13 protein-coding genes are annotated in these 15,360 nt (G+C 32.1%); 5 read left to right on the top strand and 8 right to left on the bottom strand.

The genetic code is table 11. The annotated features are described in order from the left end of the window. Positions 1 to 67: 67 nt before the first annotated feature. From N4A42_RS05445 to N4A42_RS05420, 6 genes are all read right to left on the bottom strand, one after another. Positions 68 to 2,512, bottom strand: coding sequence for a TonB-dependent receptor (locus N4A42_RS05445; protein ID WP_294071035.1), 2,445 nt, complete (start codon positions 2,510 to 2,512; stop codon positions 68 to 70). 119 nt (positions 2,513 to 2,631) lie between these two features. After that, positions 2,632 to 3,093 carry a hypothetical protein gene (locus tag N4A42_RS05440; RefSeq protein WP_294071032.1) on the bottom strand — a complete coding sequence of 154 codons (462 nt, stop codon included), beginning with the start codon at positions 3,091 to 3,093 and terminating at the stop codon, positions 2,632 to 2,634. A gap of 41 nt (positions 3,094 to 3,134) precedes the next feature. Further along, on the bottom strand, positions 3,135 to 3,476 hold the full coding sequence (gene arsC, locus N4A42_RS05435; protein WP_294071030.1) for an arsenate reductase (glutaredoxin): 342 nt from the start codon (positions 3,474 to 3,476) through the stop codon (positions 3,135 to 3,137). A 4-nt stretch (positions 3,477 to 3,480) separates the two neighbouring features. Beyond that, positions 3,481 to 4,098, bottom strand: a complete 618-nt coding sequence (locus tag N4A42_RS05430) for an HAD family phosphatase (protein WP_294071027.1) — start codon at positions 4,096 to 4,098, stop codon at positions 3,481 to 3,483. Further along, positions 4,099 to 5,209, bottom strand: a protein-coding gene (prfB, locus tag N4A42_RS05425) for a peptide chain release factor 2 (RefSeq protein ID WP_294071023.1) whose coding sequence is annotated in 2 segments (ribosomal slippage) — positions 4,099 to 5,145 and positions 5,147 to 5,209 — 1,110 coding nt in all. Because the reading frame shifts where the segments join, the coding sequence is not laid out codon by codon here. Positions 5,210 to 5,417: 208 nt separating this feature from the next. Then, entirely contained in the window at positions 5,418 to 6,608 is a 1,191-nt protein-coding gene (locus N4A42_RS05420) for a hypothetical protein (RefSeq protein ID WP_294071020.1), read from the bottom strand. Positions 6,609 to 6,917: 309 nt separating this feature from the next. Here N4A42_RS05420 and N4A42_RS05415 point away from each other — a divergent pair, with 309 nt between their 5' ends. Further along, on the top strand, positions 6,918 to 8,084 hold the full coding sequence (locus N4A42_RS05415; protein ID WP_294071017.1) for an ATP-grasp domain-containing protein: 1,167 nt from the start codon (positions 6,918 to 6,920) through the stop codon (positions 8,082 to 8,084). A gap of 43 nt (positions 8,085 to 8,127) precedes the next feature. Next, a complete protein-coding gene (locus tag N4A42_RS05410) occupies positions 8,128 to 9,147 on the top strand; it encodes a low specificity L-threonine aldolase (RefSeq protein WP_294071013.1) in 1,020 nt (339 codons plus the stop codon). Between the two features lie 6 nt (positions 9,148 to 9,153). On the opposite strand, the gene N4A42_RS05405 is transcribed toward N4A42_RS05410, so the two are convergent. Beyond that, positions 9,154 to 9,477, bottom strand: coding sequence for a YbaB/EbfC family nucleoid-associated protein (locus N4A42_RS05405; protein ID WP_294071010.1), 324 nt, complete (start codon positions 9,475 to 9,477; stop codon positions 9,154 to 9,156). A 78-nt stretch (positions 9,478 to 9,555) separates the two neighbouring features. On the opposite strand from N4A42_RS05405, the gene N4A42_RS05400 reads away from it, so the two are divergent. The 3 genes from N4A42_RS05400 (at position 9,556) to N4A42_RS05390 (ending at position 14,183) form a co-directional block, all read left to right on the top strand. Then, the gene (locus N4A42_RS05400; protein WP_294071008.1) at positions 9,556 to 11,619 is read left to right on the top strand and encodes a S9 family peptidase; all 2,064 of its coding nucleotides are present in this window, start codon (positions 9,556 to 9,558) and stop codon (positions 11,617 to 11,619) included. 67 nt (positions 11,620 to 11,686) lie between these two features. After that, positions 11,687 to 12,724 carry a PLP-dependent cysteine synthase family protein gene (locus tag N4A42_RS05395; RefSeq protein ID WP_294071005.1) on the top strand — a complete coding sequence of 346 codons (1,038 nt, stop codon included), beginning with the start codon at positions 11,687 to 11,689 and terminating at the stop codon, positions 12,722 to 12,724. A 199-nt stretch (positions 12,725 to 12,923) separates the two neighbouring features. Beyond that, the gene (locus tag N4A42_RS05390; protein ID WP_294071002.1) at positions 12,924 to 14,183 is read left to right on the top strand and encodes an aminotransferase class I/II-fold pyridoxal phosphate-dependent enzyme; all 1,260 of its coding nucleotides are present in this window, start codon (positions 12,924 to 12,926) and stop codon (positions 14,181 to 14,183) included. A 58-nt stretch (positions 14,184 to 14,241) separates the two neighbouring features. Here N4A42_RS05390 and N4A42_RS05385 read toward each other — a convergent pair whose 3' ends face one another. Next, the gene (locus N4A42_RS05385; protein WP_294070999.1) at positions 14,242 to 15,360 is read right to left on the bottom strand and encodes a GNAT family N-acetyltransferase; all 1,119 of its coding nucleotides are present in this window, start codon (positions 15,358 to 15,360) and stop codon (positions 14,242 to 14,244) included.

The raw sequence follows: 15,360 nt of genomic DNA, 5'->3' as shown, positions 1-15,360 counted from the left end.
AATTTAGCTAAAAAATAAAGCCTAACACATGAGAAGTGTCATATTTGTTGCTAAAATGGTATAGTTGTTAGCCTTCAAAATCAAAATCACCTCCATTACCACCACGACCATTACGATTACGTTGTTTCTTCTGGTTAAAGCGATAGGTAAAGCTTAGATTGAAGGAACGTTCTCTCCACTGAAACTCATTATCGTCTCTAAATGTAGGAGTAGATGATTCGCTACGAAATTTTCTAATATTAAAAACATCACTTATTCTAAGTGCCAGTGACGCTTTATCCTTAAATAAATCTTTGCTAAAAGCTAAATCTGTAGAAAAAATACCTTTTCTTTTATTTTGAGCGTTTTCACTTGGTCCTCTATAAAACATACGTGTTTGCCATTCTATATTGGCAGGTAATGTATATTTTGAGTTTAAACGTGCAAACCAACTAAAGTTTTCTGCACCAAAATCTTGATCTTCAAAAACACCTTTAGTTACTGAGTGAAATAGGTTAATATTGGCGTTAAGGTTAAATTTTTTATTTGGTCTATAAGTTGCTGTTATTTCACCACCATAACGATCGTTAGTTGCTAAATTTACTGGACCTCTTGCTGTTATAGGAATTTCAGAACCACCTACATTTACTGTTTCTCCTGTAGTTCGTCGCACAAAGCTAAAGATGTTTTTAGCATGTTGATAATATACAGAGCCATTAAGCGTAAGCTTTCCTAATTTATTTAAATAACCAATATCAAAAGCATCAGATATACTTGGATTTAAGTTAGGGTTACCTTGAAATAAATTTGTAGGGCTACTTCTTGATGGAAATGGATTTAAAAACCTAGAGCGTGGCCGTCTAATTCTTCTATTATACCCAAGTGTAAAGTTCTCTTTTTCTGAAATTTCATAAGCTAAATTAACTGTTGGGAATAGTTGTTGGAAATCTTTTTTATTAAAATCACCACTAGTGGCTTGATCTATAGTGATTCTTGTACTTTCATAGCGTAATCCTAAAAGGTAGGAAAATTTTTCTCCTATTTTATTGCCATATTGAGAGTAAAACGCATTGATGTGTTGTGTGAAATCTAGGTTGTTGGTTAAACCAGTGTTATTTACAAAGCTATTGGTGTTGTCATCAAATTGTTCTACTAAAAAATCGGTATTAAGATTTTGAAACTGTCCACGATAACCTAATTCAAATTGTCCATTTTCACCAACAGGTTTTACATAATCTAATTGAAGAAGAATTTCTTCTTGATTTTCGTCTGTTATTACATGTTCATCTATAGGAGCTGAGTTGTTTGTAAAAGATTCATTGACTATAAATGATTCTTCTACTTCTTGGCTATCTTCATATTGAAATGCGAATGTTAATTTATGCTGACTATCTCCATTAAACTGTTTATCATAATTTAATGAATATTGTACATTTCTATCATCTTCTAGTTCTGGATCTCTTCTTAGAAAATGTTCTAAAGTAGTGCCATTTTCATCCACTAACAATGTGTTATTAGAAGTGTTACTTTCATTGTCGCTATTTCTATACACTATTGAAGTAGTAATAGACGAAGTTTCATTAACATACCATTCTAAACCAAAATTAGTATTTAGTCCTTTACGAATGCGATCAAAATCTCTATCTTCAGTAGAAAAAGTATTTGGGTCATCATCATTAAAAAATTCGGTTTTGGTAAATGAATTTCCAGGAACTTCTCTGTAACTGTACCCAGATGTATTAAAAAAATTTAAATCACCTGTTCTGTAGTTAATGTTTCCAGAAACACCAGCCTGCCATGGGTAACCTCCGTTTACTGTAACTGCTCCGTTAAGCCCTTGTAGTTTACTTCGTCTTAAAATAATATTTAAAATTCCAGCTGTGCCTTCAGCATCATAACGTGCAGATGGTGATGTAATTACTTCTACTTTTTCAATAGATTCGGCAGGTAACTGACGTAGAGCATCAGTAGAATTTAAACCAACTAAGCCAGATGGTTTGCCATTGATAAGAATCCTAACATCGTCATTGCCACGTAAAGCTACGTTACCTTCTACATCTACAGAAACAGAAGGTACGTTATCTAGTACATCACTAACGGTTCCTCCTCTAACTGTGAGGTCTTTACCTACATTATAGATTTTTTTATCTAGTTTTATTTCTACTGTAGTGCGTTCTGCGGTAACAGTAACTTCTTCTAATGAAGCCACATCTAAAGCTAAACTTACAGTTCCTAAGTTAATAGATTTTGTTAGGGATTTGTTTAAGTATTCTTTGGCTTTGTATGAAATGTATTCTACAAAAATGTTGTAAACTCCTGTAGGGACTTCTATACTAAATTTACCTTTACTATCTGTAATACCACCTGTTATTACTTTGTTACTAGACACGGCTTTAAGTGTTATTGTAGCATATTCAAGAGGTATGTTTGTGTCTTCTTCAACAACTTTACCTTCAATTTTTATATCTTTTTGAGCAAAAGATATTGAAAATATAAATAATAGAATTAGTGTAAAAAGAATGTTTAGTTTCATTACAAGTAGTTGGATTTTACGCTTTTTAGATGCGTAAAAATACTTTTACTTGTGCTGCATAAGGTTAATCTTATGTTAAAGAAAAATACACCATTATTAATTACAGAGAAAGGTTAATCTCAATTTTTGTTTTTGCGTTTTCTCTTCTTCTTCTTCTTCTTTTCCTTTTTTACTTCTTTTTCGTCAAAATTACCATTTACCATCTCTTTTATTTTAGACATATCATTTTTAGAAATCAATTCTTCGAGTTCTTTAAAATGGGTTTCGTTAAGTTTTTTAATGGCATCTTGTCTTTCAAAACTTCTTTCGTATTTTACTTTTAAGAGTTTTTTTCTTTCATCGAAATATGAGTTGAGGTATTGTTTTATGATTTCTTTCTGAAAATCGTCTGCTTCTAAAGTTGATAAGAAGTTTTGGATATATTTTGCTTTTTGAACCTCTATTTCACGTTTTCTTTTTTCAATATCAGCCTGTGAAGGTTCATTATTAGCCTGAGGAATTCTATTACGATTTCGTTGTATTTGCGCACTAGTACTAAATCCTAGAAATAGAGCAAAGGCTATTAGAATTAATCGTTTCATCTTAATGAGTTTTATAATATGTTAAAGATATTTATTAATACTTATATAATTTTTGATATTGACTCTTTTGGTCTGCCTATTACAGCTTTGCTGCCATTAACGACAATTGGTCGTTCAATCAGTTTAGGGTTTGTAATCATAGCATCTATGACTTGTTTGTCGGATAGGTTTTTACCTTTATAATCCGATTTCCAGATGGCTTCGTTTTTACGAACCAGATCAATTGGTTGTATGCCTAATTTGATTATAATGGTTTCTAAGTCTTCTTTTGTAAGGTTATCTTCGAGATATTTTACAACCTCAAATGTTTTTCCAGATTTTTCTAATAATTCTAACCCTTCTCTAGATTTTGAGCATCTTGGGTTATGGTATATTGTTATCATAGTTTTAAAGACTAATTTCTAATGTTTTTAACTGATCGATTAACTTCTCAGAAGATTCAAAATGTATGCCATTTATATCTAAGGCTTCAGCAGCTTTAATGTTTCTAAGATTGTCATCTATAAAAACAGCATTTTCAGGTGTAATGTTAAAGCGGTTTAAGGTAATTTCATAAATATCTTTAAAAGGCTTTCTGGTCTTTTCTTCACCTGAAACCACAATGCCTTCAAGCCAATGTAAAAAATTGAAACGCTCTAAAGCAATAGGAAACGTTTCGTGACTCCAATTGGTAAGTGCGACTACTTTGTAATTCGGATGTTCAATGAGATTTTTAAGAATGGAAACTGTACCATCAATAGCGCCTCCAAGCATTTTTTCCCAACGACCATAATACATGCGTATTAACTCTTCTTGTTCAGGAAATAATGCTATGCGTTCTTCTGTTGCTTTTTGTAAAGGGTAGCCTGCATCCTGATTTTCATTCCAATCAGTGGTACAAATATTATCGAAAAACCATTGCATTTTTTCTCTATCGCCATTAAAAACATCTAAGTAGAGATATTCTGGATTCCAGTCTATAAGGACTCCTCCAAGATCGAAGATTACTGTGTCAATTTTTTTCATTTAAAGCTGTTCTGAGTTTTCTTCTTTTTGTCCCATCATCATAAGATATGACTTTAAAAAAGGTTCTAAACCGCCATCCATAACGGCATCTACATTGCCAGTTTCGTGAGCTGTACGTACGTCTTTTACAAGCTTGTATGGGTGCATTACGTAGTTCCTAATTTGGCTTCCCCATTCAATTTTCATTTTACCAGCTTCAATATCGTCGCGTTGTGCCATTTGTTTTTGTAACTCGATTTCGTACAATTGCGATTTAAGCATTTGTAATGCTCTAGCACGGTTATCGTGTTGCGATCTAGTTTCAGAACATTGAATTTGAATACCTGTGGGCTTATGCAAAAGCTGAACTTTAGTTTCAACTTTATTTACATTTTGTCCACCTGCACCACTAGAACGTGCTGTTGTGATTTCTAAGTCTGAAGGGTTAATTTCGATTTCTATAGAATCGTCTACCATTGGATAAACGTAAACCGAAGCAAAACTGGTGTGACGTTTGGCATTACTGTCAAAAGGGGAGATTCTCACTAAACGGTGAACGCCATTTTCACCCTTTAGCCAACCAAAGGCATAGTCACCTTCAATCTCTAGAGTTACTGTTTTTATACCAGCAACATCACCTTCTTGATGGTTGAGCTCTTTTACTTTAAAACCGTTTTTCTCAGCATACATTAAATACATACGCATTAGCATGCTTGCCCAATCGCAAGATTCGGTTCCTCCAGCTCCGGCTGTAATTTGTAAGACTGCACTAAGATTATCACCTTCTTCTGATAGCATGTTTTTAAATTCGAGTTTTTCAATAGCATTTATAGCCTTTTCAAAATGAGCTTCTACATTCTCGAGAGGTGCTTCATCTTCTTTGTAGAACTCATAAATGACTTCTAAATCTTCATAAAATGATTTGGCAGTATTATAATCATTGACCCAACTTTTTTTCTCACGAATAGATTTCATAATCTGTTCGGCTTTTTTAGAGTCATTCCAGAAATTAGGATCGAAAGTTTGTTCCTCTTCGTTAGTGATTTCTATGAGTTTTGCGTCTAAGTCAAAGATACTGTCTAAGTATGTCTAGACGGGAGTTAAGATCTTTTATTTGATCTGATGTTATCATAAATTTTAGTGTTTTTGCAAAAGTACATGATTTTTTTAGTTTGAAAATTTTCTAATACGAAATGAAAGAAAATTATCCAGTAATTAAAAATAGTATGTAAAAATGATAAGTTCTTCTATAAAGAATAGGTTTTATTAAAAAAAGAAAACCGCTTAATAAATAATTTAAGCGGTTTTTAATCATTCTATGTAAGAGTATCAGTTACTGATTACCACCACCAGCACCAGTATGTTGGCGGCTCATACTCACATAATTCTCCACCTAAAGTACTTGTTCCGCTAACTACTTCTACAACACCACGCTTATAGCCTGGTCCTATGTTTAAGTGACAGTTAGTTTTAAACTTAGTGTAGTAGCAGTTACCTACGTAAACGTAAATCCACTTACCAAAAGTACCATTTGAATTAGCACCACTTACAGACATTTCGTCATCTAAACCTACAACACCATCAAATATCTTAGTAGCGTAGCAAGTATTCTCATGACGTTGATATAATCTAACTCTGTAATCGTTTGGCCAGTCCCACTTAAATGTAATTTGGTTTACCTTTCCAACACAATCATTACATTCTGGTGCAGGAATCTCTTTAGAGATTAATAAAGCTTGTACATTGTGATAATCTGCAGGAATAAGAAGTAAACCTACTTTTTCACCACAACCAGGTGTGTATCCTTCACCATTTGCTACAGCAGCATCATAGATTTCATCACCTAAAGCATTATCGATAACTTTATTCCAATCACCTGGGATAGGAGTTAAAAAGTCTGTAAAGTCATTATTATATGGACCTTCAATAAGTTTCCAAATAGCATACTGTACATGACCATATTTGTACTGAGATTCTGCACTGATATCAATGTTGTTTAATATCCAGTTTACTTTGTCAAAATTTTGAGGGTTTGTATAAACATCTTCAAAAGCTCCACCAGCTAAAATAGCCGTATCATAACTAGAAATTACTGTAAAATCAATGAAATCATCATCAGCACCAAGGCTAGGTAATCTATCAGAACAGTACGCTTGTACAATATCAGCACCATCAATTGAAATGTCAAAGTAGCCATTTGTACCAGGCTTATCTATAACTTCAATGTTTACAGTTGTGTTGTAACCAGTATCAAGTAAATCTGGAGTACAATCTGAATAATCGTCATTTCCGTTATCACCACCATGGTGACCACCACCTCTTTGAGCTACAGTGAATGATGTTGCTAGCTCTTCGCTTTTTCCGTTAAAGGTTAATTCTTTGTCTTCTTCACCATCAGATACAACCATGCCTCTTTCGTCAAATCTTAATTCGGCTTGTTGTTGTTCGCCATTGTCTTGAGTGCTTTCGCTTTGGCAAGACGCAAAGATTATAAGCACTAACAGTAATGACAATTTAGTAAATTGTTTCATAATTTTAAATTAAAGGTTAATAGCATTTTAATAATGCTGTAAAAGTATTTGTTATAATTGTTATCTCGTTAAAAAGTTGTTGAAACATGTTTTTTTTTAGATTAATAGACGAAAGTCATATTCTATCGTTATAAGGGTGTTAGAGTTATTCTACAAAGAATTTTCGTACTATTTTTGATGTTTTAAATAAGTGGTCTAGATAAGTGCTCAATTAATCGAAGAAACTTTTGATTGATTTCTAATGTATTTACTTTTGATGTGCTTAATAAGAGAAGTTGAAAGTAATTGATGCTTCTACACCCAAATTAAATGAAATATAATCATAATACTATATCTGTTTTAATTCCAGATGGCGAATCTACTTTGCTGTCTAATGTGGTTTATAGTTTATCACTTATAAAAAAGATTAAAGTTTATGTGTTGTCTTCTCACAAGGGTAAATACTTTAAGTTTTCTCTTAATAATAATTGTTTTAAATATTCGAGGTTTATTGATAAGTTTATTTATTATTCACCGAAAAGTGATGAAACATGGATACAAAAGATAGACACAATTGTTAATGATTATGATATAGATGTTATAATGCCAATTTTTGATGTAAGTGCTAAGCGAATTTTAGAAAACAAGCAGTTTCTTGTAAACAAATCTAAGCTTGCTTTATTACCAGAGCTTTCAGATTTTAATAAAGCGTTGCATAAAGATTTGTTGTATTTACACCTTAAATCTAATGGTTTGCCAAGTCCGAAGAGCATTATTATAGATTCAAAAGCTAGAAATGATGTTGAGTTAGACTATCCTTTAATTGCAAAACCAACCTTTGGGTTTAATGGAGGTATGGGAGTAATGTATATAAATAATGAAAAGGAGCTTACAGAGTACAAACAAATAAACAATAATTGTGAGAACATCTTACTACAAGAATTTATAGATGGGTATGATGTAACTTGTAATGTTTTGTGCTGTAATGGAGAAATTCAAGCTTATACAATGCAAAAAACATCTGAAGATAAATATTGTAAAGTAGCACCTCAGCATGAGTTTGTTTTTTTTGAAGATGAAGCTCTGTTGAAATTAATGAAAAGTTTAATGAAGAGTTTGAATTGGTCTGGTGTTGCTAATATAGATTTTAGATTTGATAAAAAAACTCAAGATTATAAAGTTATTGAAATTAACCCAAGGTTTTGGTTAAATACAGAGGCTTCTGCTTTAGCAGGTGTAAACTTCCCGTATTTATATTATTTATCTTCAAATCATCAAAAGATTGAGTTTAATAAAGTAAAAGAAGGTACTTTTCTACATCTTAAAGCTTTAATGAAAAAACTAATACATAATCCTTTCTTTATTTTTAAAATTAGTTTCGTTAAAAAGCATACACCATTGCGATTTATTCTTAAAGATCCTTTAGTGTTGCTGTGTAAATTTTTCTGGAGAACTAATAATATTATAGCTACAAAAGTTTTTAAGAATAAGTTCTAATTATAGTAGTTTGTATTACTTTTAGCCTATTGATTGGATAACTATGATTATAGATTTAAGAAGTGATACAGTAACTAAGCCAACAAAAGGCATGTTAGATGCCATGCTATCTGCAGAAGTTGGTGATGATGTTTATAAAGAAGACCCATCTATTAATGCTTTAGAAAAGCGACTAGCAAAGATGTTTGGTGTAGATGAAGCTTTGTTTTTTCCTACTGGAAGTATGGCTAATCAAGCAGCTTTAAAACTACACACTAATCCAGGTGAACAAGTAATTTGTGATAAATATGCGCATATATATAACTATGAAGGAGGAGGAGCATCATTTAATAGTGGGATATCGTGTAAGCTAATTGATGGTCATAGAGGCATGTTTACAGCAAAGCAAGCAGAGGAAGCAATTAATCCGCCAGATTTTTATCATAGTCCATTAACATCATTAATTGCTATTGAAAATACAACAAACAAAGGAGGAGGTGCTTGTTGGGATTTTGATGAGCTAAAACGAATTAGAGAAGTAGCCAATAAACATAATTTAGGCTATCATTTAGATGGAGCAAGATTATGGAATGCTTTTATTGCTAAAAATGAAAATCCTAAGCAATATGGTGAGCTGTTTGATACAATCTCAGTATGCTTAAGCAAAGGCTTAGGGTGTCCTGTGGGCTCTGTTCTTTTAGGAAAAAAAGAGTTAATGAAAGGGGCATTACGTGTTAGGAAAATTCTTGGTGGTGGAATGCGACAAGTAGGTTATTTGGCTGCAGCAGGACTTTATGCTTTAGATAATCACATAGAACGACTTAACGAAGATCATAAAAAGGCGAAAGAAATAGGAGATGTTTTATCTAAATTGTCGTTTATAAAAACAGTAGAGCCTATAGAAACTAATATCGTTATTTTTGAATTGAATAATAATATAAATGAGATAGATTTTTTAAATCAACTCAAAGAAAAAAACATACTTATTATTGGCATGGGAAGCAATAAGCTAAGAATGGTAACACATCTAGATTATGACAATAATAAGCATGAAATATTATTAGATATACTTAATAAGTTATAATAATTATTACTTAAACATATCCATACCAGGAATGTTAGGCATACCTTCTTTTGCAACAGCAGCAATTTCAGACTCGTTAACACTTGTGGCTTTTTCTATAGCTTTATTTAGGGTAAGAATTAAATAGTCTTCTAGCATTTCTTTGTCTTGTAACAATTCATCATCAATAGTAATTGATTTAAGTGTTCTATTGGCAGTAATAGTCACTTTAAGTTTATTATCACTACTAGCTTCATCAATTAGTACAGTATTAAGGCGTTCTTTAGTTTCTTCAACTTTTTTCTGAGCTTCTTTTAATTTACCCATCATGCCCATCATATCTCCAAACATATATTTTATCTTTTTAAAAATTACAAAGCAAAATTAGTAAATTGCGCCACTTTTCAGATTAAATTTTTCATAAAACACATGGCAAAGACCTTAAGCGATAACCCACCATCTGCAAAAAAGATTCCACATCAATTAGAAAAACACAATGATATTAGAATAGATAATTATTTCTGGATGAATGATAGAGATCAACCAGACGTAATTGAATATCTTAATGCTGAGAATTCTTATTGCGATTCTCAAATGGTTCATACAAAAGTCTTTCAGAAAGATTTATTTGAAGAAATGAAAGCCAGAATTAAAGAAGATGATTCCTCAGTACCATACAAGTATAATGGTTATTGGTACATCACCAAGTTTGAAAAAGGCAAGGATTATCCTATTTATTCCAGAAAAAAAGACACCCTTGATAATCCTGAAGAGCTTTTATTCGACTGTAATGAAATGGCTAAAGATCATAGTTATTTTAAATTAGTAGGTATTAGTATAAGTCCAGATAATAAATTGGTGTCTTATGGAATAGATACTAGTGGAAGAAGACAATATACTATCTACATTAAAGATACAAAGACGCATAAAGTAGCAACAGATAGAATTGATAATACAACAGGTTCATCGAGTTGGGCTAATGATAATAAAACATTGTTTTATACCAAAAAGGATGAAATTACACTTAGAGCTTATCAAATCTATAAGCACAAATTAGGTGAGAAGAAAGAAGATGAGCTTGTGTTTGAAGAAAAGGATGATACTTTTGGCACCGCAGTTTATAAGTCTAAATCTAGAAAGTATATTATAATAGCATGTTACAGCACTTTAACAAACGAATATCATATACTTAACGCTAACAATCCTGATGATAAATTTGAAGTCTTTCAACCACGTGTAAGAGGATTAGAATATAGTATAGCTCATTATAATGGTTGTTTCTATATTCTAACCAATAAAGATAAAGCCATCAATTTTAAGCTAATGAAATGCCCAGAGAACGATAGAACTATGAAAAACTGGGAAGAAGTAATGGAGCATAGAGAGCATGTTCTTATTGAAAATATAGATATTTTTAAGGATTATTTAGTAGTGAGCGAGCGCGATAATGGGCTTAATAAAATAAGAATTATGCGTTGGGATAATACAGAAGATTATTACTTGCCCTTCGATAATGAAACCTATACAGCTTACACAAGTACAAATGTAGATTTTGATACTGAATTATTACGATATGGTTATAATTCTCTAACAACACCTTCTTCTGTTATTGAATTTAATATGCGTACAAAAACTAAAACAGTTTTAAAAGAGCAAGAAGTTTTAGGTGGAAAATTTAATAAAGATAATTATGCATCAGAACGTATTTGGGCAAAAGCAGAAGATGGTACAAAAATCCCAATGTCTTTAGTCTATAAGAAAGGTATAAAAAAAGATGGAAGCAATCCGTTGTTACAATACGCTTACGGAAGTTATGGCTCTACTGTAGACCCATATTTTTCAACCATTAGATTAAGTTTGCTCGATAGAGGTTTTATTTATGTTATTGCACATATACGAGGTGGTGAATATTTAGGTCGTCAATGGTATGAGGAAGGAAAACTATTAAAGAAGAAGAATACATTTACTGATTTTATAGCTTGTTCTAAGCATTTAATTAGCAAAAAATACACGTCTTCTATGCATCTTTATGCAATGGGAGGAAGCGCTGGTGGTTTATTAATGGGAGCAATAATTAACAAAGCTCCAGAGTTATATAATGGGGTAGTGGCAGCAGTTCCTTTTGTAGATGTGGTAACGACAATGCTAGATGATTCAATTCCACTAACAACAGGCGAGTATGATGAATGGGGAAATCCTAATGAAAAAGAGTTTTATAACTATATGAAGTCTTATTCACCATATGATAATATACAAGAAAAGGATTATCCAAATATGCTGGTTACAGCAGGTTTGCACGATTCTCAGGTACAATATTGGGAACCCGCTAAGTGGGTTGCAAAATTAAGAGAAATGAAGACCGATTCTAATAAACTTTATTTAAAAACTAATATGGATGCAGGACATGGTGGTGCTTCTGGTCGTTTTGAAAGCATTAAAGAAGACGCAGAAGAATTTGCTTTTCTATTAGATTTAGAAGGTATTTCAAGTTGATTTAAAAAAAAAGTATTAATTTTGCGAGGTTTTAAAGTGTGTTTATCACACTTGTTAAATAGCATTTATGGACAAAAGCAAAAATGTATTTGATAATGTATTACAAATTATAGGTAATACACCTCTTATCAAGTTAAACAGAATGACAGCCAACTTCGATGGCGACTTTTATGCTAAAGTAGAAGCATTTAATCCAGGTCACTCTTCAAAAGACAGAATTGCATTACACATTATAGAAGAAGCAGAACGCCAAGGTATTTTAACGCCTGGCGATACCATTATTGAAACAACTTCTGGTAATACAGGATTTAGTGTTGCCATGGTTAGTATCATTAAAGGCTATGAGTGTATTTTAGCAGTAAGTTCTAAATCTTCCGCAGATAAAATAGATATGTTAAGATCTATGGGAGCTAAGGTATATGTTTGCCCAGCTCATGTTAATGCAGATGATCCAAGATCTTACTACCAAGTAGCTAAGCGTCTTCACGAAGAAATTAAAGGTTCAGTATATATCAATCAATATTTTAACCAATTAAATATAGATGCACATTACAATACTACAGGACCAGAAATCTGGAATCAAACCAATGGTGAAATAACGCATTTAATAGCATGTAGTGGAACAGGTGGTACAATTTCTGGTATAGCTAAGTATTTAAAAGAACAAAACCAGAATGTGAATATTATTGGTGTAGATGCGTATGGTTCAGTATTAAAAAAATATCATGAAACAAGAGAGTTTGATGATAAAGAAATTTACCCATACAGAATAGAAGGTTTAGGTAAAAATTTAATACCAACAGCAACAGATTTTGATCTTATTGATAGATTTGTTAAAGTTACAGATGAAGAAAGTGCACATACTGCAAGAGAGATCTCAAATACCGAAGGGCTTTTTGTTGGTTACACTAGTGGAGCAGCTATGCAAGCTTTAAAACAACTTAATGAAGAAGGTGAATTTAAGCCAACAGACAAGGTCGTTGTTGTTTTTCCAGATCATGGCTCTAGATACATGAGTAAAATTTATAGCGATAAATGGATGGCAGATCAAGGCTTTTTTGATGTTAAAAATGAAGTTTCTACAACCATTGAGTATATAAAATAATAATAAAATATTAAGTATTTAGCCTGCCAATATGGTAGGCTTTTTTATGTTTAAAACTTAGTGAATAGTTAGATAAAATATTATTATGCAGTCATAATAATAATGCCTAATTTTGCTGACACTAACAAAACTAAATTATAACTACAATCTATTCTGTTTTTTTGTGAAATAGATTTTAGATTAATGGCAAACGCAACGTATGAAGGATTTATTTGAAAAGATTTACAGAGATAAAGGACCGTTAGGAAAATGGGCTGCACAAGCAGAAGGTTACTTTGTATTTCCCAAGTTAGAAGGAGAGATTTCAAATAGAATGAAATTTCAAGGAAAAGAAGTAATTACATGGAGTATTAACGATTATTTAGGCTTAGCTAATCATCCCGAAGTAAGAAAAGTTGATGCTGAAGCAGCCGCACAATACGGATCTGCTTATCCAATGGGTGCTCGTATGATGTCTGGTCATACAGATTTACACGAGCAATTACAAAATGAATTAGCAGAGTTTGTAAACAAAGAAGCTGCTTACCTTCTAAATTTTGGATACCAAGGTATGGTGTCTACAATAGATGCATTGGTTTCAAAAGATGATATCATTGTTTATGATGTGGATGCTCATGCTTGTATTATTGACGGAGTACGTTTGCACATGGGTAAGCGTTTTACATATAAGCATAATGATGTAGATAGTTTAGAAAAGAACTTAGAGCGTGCTACCAAAATGGCAGAGCAAACAGGAGGTGGTATTTTAGTAATTTCTGAAGGTGTTTTTGGTATGCGAGGCGAACAAGGACGTTTAAAAGAAATTGTTGCGCTTAAGAAGAAATTTAATTTTAGATTGTTTGTAGATGATGCTCATGGTTTTGGTACATTAGGTGAAACTGGTGCAGGTGCAGGAGAGGAACAAGGTGTGCAAGACGATATAGATGTTTACTTCGCAACTTTTGCAAAGTCTATGGCTAGTACTGGTGCTTTTATTGCTGGTGATCAAGAAATAATAGATTACTTAAAATACAATCTAAGATCGCAAATGTTTGCCAAATCTTTGCAGATGCAATTAGTAGTAGGTGCACTAAAGCGTTTAGATATGTTGCGTACTATGCCAGAGCTTAAGAAAAACCTTTGGACTATAGTTAATGCATTGCAATCTGGTTTAAAAGAGCGTGGTTTTGATATAGGAACAACGCAAAGTTGTGTTACTCCTGTATATTTAAAAGGTAGCATTCCTGAAGCAATGGCTTTAGTTAAAGATTTAAGAGAGAATCACGGAATATTCTGTTCTATAGTAGTTTATCCTGTAATACCTAAAGGATTAATTTTGCTAAGAATGATTCCTACAGCTACGCATACATTAGAAGATGTAAAGGAAACATTAGACGCTTTTGATGCTATTAGAGATAGACTTGAAAACGGAACTTATAAAAGAATGTCGGCTGCATTAATTGCAGCGATGGGAGAATAAGTTTTCCTAATAAGTGATATAAAAAAAACAGGCTTTGTAATACACAAAGCCTGTTTTTTTATAAATATTTTTTAAATGTTTTTCGGCGTTTATATACCTTAGGATCAAAATGCTTCCATATCTTATGTATAGCTTCATTATCCTCTAATTCTGGTGTTCTATAACAGGTTTGTATACCTTTTTTTGTAAAAGTTTCGTAATACTCATTAAAAATAACAGCGTGTACACCTTTGTTTTGATAATCTGGATGAATGCCAATTAAATAAAAGATCACATCTTTACTATTCTTTTTAGCTTTTAAAATATGGCTAAACCCAATAGGAAATAACTTCCCTTTTGCCTTTTGCAAAGCTTCAGCAAACTTTGGCATTACAATAGCAAAACCAATAAGCTTATCATTTTCATCAATAACAAATTTTATGTATTCTGGGTTTACAAAACTTATAAACTTACTTTTAAAATATTCTTTTTGTAAATCAGTAATTTCAACAAATGATGAAAGAGAAGCATAACTTTCATTAAATAAGTCAAACATCTTATCAGCATAAGGCATTACCTCTTCTGTTTTTGTAAAACGTAACGCTCTTAGTTTATATCTTCGTTTAATAAGTTCTTGTGCTTTTTTAAATGCTTCAGGTTTAACATTTTCAAAAGGGAATTTGCTTTCAGAATACTGTTTTTCAATAGTATAGCCATGTGCTATATAGTGATTTATATAATATGGATGATTATACCAAGTTATCATAGGAGCAATGCTATCAAAACCTTCAGTCATTACACCAACTTTATCTAAGTTAGAAAATCCAACAGGACCTTCAGCATATTCTAACTGATGTTCTCTTCCTATATTCTCTACAGTTTCTAGTAATGCTTTACTGACTTCAAGATCATCAATGAAATCAAACCAGCCAAAACGCATTTTTTTTATTTGCTGATTATTAATTTCTAGCCAATTAACAATTGCAGCAATCCGACCCACAATTTCATTGTTTTTATAAGCCAGAAAAAAACGTGCTTCAGCGTCTTTAAAAATAGGATTTTTGTCCTTATTGAATGTTTCTAGTTCTTGCTTAATAATTGGAGGAACCCAATATTTAGAATCTTTGTAAAGCTTAAACGTAAACTTAACAAAGGTTTTTAAGTCTTTTTTTGATGTTGCTTCTTTAACAGTTACCAT

The sequence above is a fragment of the Winogradskyella sp. genome, assembly GCF_025210595.1.
Taxonomy (GTDB): domain Bacteria; phylum Bacteroidota; class Bacteroidia; order Flavobacteriales; family Flavobacteriaceae; genus Winogradskyella.
This window is presented reverse-complemented; position numbering and strand designations above follow the sequence as displayed.